This is a genomic window from Bacillus cereus group sp. Bc031 (assembly GCF_027716265.1).
In the GTDB taxonomy this organism is placed as follows: Bacteria; Bacillota; Bacilli; order Bacillales; family Bacillaceae_G; genus Bacillus_A; species Bacillus_A paranthracis.
This window is the reverse complement of sequence record NZ_JAQFUL010000187.1, coordinates 1-2,129: the sequence shown is the minus strand read 5'-3', so window position 1 is coordinate 2,129 and position 2,129 is coordinate 1. Positions and strand designations below refer to the sequence as shown.

Here is a 2,129-nt window from a genome sequence, read left to right as displayed (position 1 = left end):
TATCCCCTAAAGAATTTAGGGAACAAGTGGTTTAGGTGTTTTGATTGGTGTCCCGTTTTCAGGGTTCACTTCATTTGTCTTTTCAAATGAAGGGTTTCTTTTCTATAGTGTAATACTTTCTCCAGCTTCTAATACTTTCCCTGTACAATTTTGTAGCTTTTCTACAAATTGATATGGATCTTGTTCAATAACCGGGAACGTATTGTAATGCATCGGTACAACAGTTTTCGCCTGAACCCATTTTGCTGCTAAAACAGCATCTTCTGGTCCCATTGTGAAATTATCACCAATTGGTAAAAATGCTACATCAATGTTATTTAATTCCCCAATTAATTTCATATCAGAGAATAGAGCAGTATCCCCTGCATGGTACAAAGTCTTCTCTTCTGCTGTAAATAAAATACCCGCTGGCATACCTGTATATGTAATCGTCTTATTTTCTTCATCAATATAACTAGAGCCGTGGAATGCTTGTGTAAACTTCACTTTTCCGAAGTCAAATTCATGTGAACCACCAATATGCATCGGATGCGTTTTTACACCTTGCCAACTTAAAAATGTCGCTAGTTCAAACGGTGCCACTACAACTGCATTATTTTTCTTCGCAAGTTCTACTGTATCTCCAACATGATCACCATGACCGTGTGATAAAAGAATCGCATCTACTTTTACATCTTCAGCCTTTAAATCTGTTTTTGGATTTCCTGTTAAAAACGGATCAATTAAAATTACTTTTCCATTCGTTTCAATCTTTACAACTGAATGCCCGTGATAAGATACTTTCATTATTACATTCCTCCCCTTATTACATTCTCACTTTTTATTCTACATGATTTTTCAATTCCCTGTCTTTTCTAACATCGATTTACTTGTCATAACGCTTTCTTCCGAGTTAAAGTTATATTTGTAATTAAATATCTCGGGGGTGCCAATCGATGAATGCTAGATTAGAAAATTTAATGCAATGGCTAAAAGAAAAAAACGTTGAAGCTGCGTTCTTAACTTCTACACCGAACGTCTTCTACATGACAAACTTCCACTGTGAACCACACGAAAGACTTCTTGGTATGTTTGTATTCCAAGAAAAAGAACCTATTTTAATTTGCCCTAAAATGGAAGAAGGCCAAGCACGTAACGCTGGCTGGGCACATGAAATTATCGGATTTACTGATACTGACAGACCATGGGATATGATTGCAAAAGCAATTAAAGACCGCGGTATCAATGCAAATGCAGTTGCAATTGAAAAAGAACATTTAAACGTAGAGCGCTACGAAGAATTAACAAAATTATTCCCAAATGCAGCTTTCACGTCAGCTGAGGAAAAAGTTCGTGAACTTCGTTTAATTAAAGACGAAAAAGAACTTTCTATTTTACGCGAAGCAGCTAAAATGGCAGACTATGCTGTTGAGGTTGGTGTAAATGCAATTAAAGAAGATCGTAGCGAACTAGAAGTATTAGCAATTATTGAACACGAATTAAAAACAAAAGGCATACATAAAATGTCATTTGATACGATGGTATTAGCAGGTGCAAACTCTGCTCTTCCACACGGTATTCCAGGTGCAAACAAAATGAAACGCGGCGATTTCGTACTATTTGATTTAGGCGTAATCATTGACGGTTATTGCTCTGACATTACACGTACAGTAGCATTCGGCGACATTTCTGAAGAGCAAACTCGTATTTACAACACTGTACTTGCTGGACAACTACAAGCAGTTGAAGCATGTAAACCAGGTGTTACACTTGGTGCAATCGACAACGCTGCTCGTTCTGTTATCGCAGATGCAGGTTACGGCGACTTCTTCCCGCACCGCCTTGGTCACGGACTAGGAATTAGCGTACACGAATATCCAGATGTAAAAGCTGGTAACGAATCTCCATTAAAAGAAGGTATGGTCTTCACAATCGAGCCAGGTATTTACGTACCAAACGTAGGTGGCGTTCGTATTGAAGATGATATTTATATCACAAAAGACGGATCAGAAATTTTAACGAAATTCCCGAAAGAATTACAATTTGTAAAATAATAAAAAAGGCAGCGTGAGTGCCATAGCCATCAAGTTAAGAAAATGAATAAAATTTAACTAAATGGGTCATCCTTCCATGCATACCGCATGGAAGGA

Annotated in this window: 2 protein-coding genes; one reads left to right on the top strand and one right to left on the bottom strand. The window is 37.5% G+C overall.

What is annotated here, in order from left to right; all coding sequences use genetic code 11:
• Positions 1-102: 102 nt before the first annotated feature.
• Positions 103-786, bottom strand: a complete 684-nt coding sequence (locus PDQ33_RS28740) for a metal-dependent hydrolase (RefSeq protein WP_000868938.1) — start codon at positions 784-786, stop codon at positions 103-105.
• A gap of 149 nt (positions 787-935) precedes the next feature.
• On the opposite strand from PDQ33_RS28740, the gene pepQ reads away from it, so the two are divergent.
• Positions 936-2,033: a Xaa-Pro dipeptidase gene (pepQ, locus tag PDQ33_RS28735; protein ID WP_000994042.1), complete on the top strand. Its 1,098-nt coding sequence runs from the start codon at positions 936-938 to the stop codon at positions 2,031-2,033.
• The last annotated feature ends 96 nt before the right edge of the window (positions 2,034-2,129 follow it).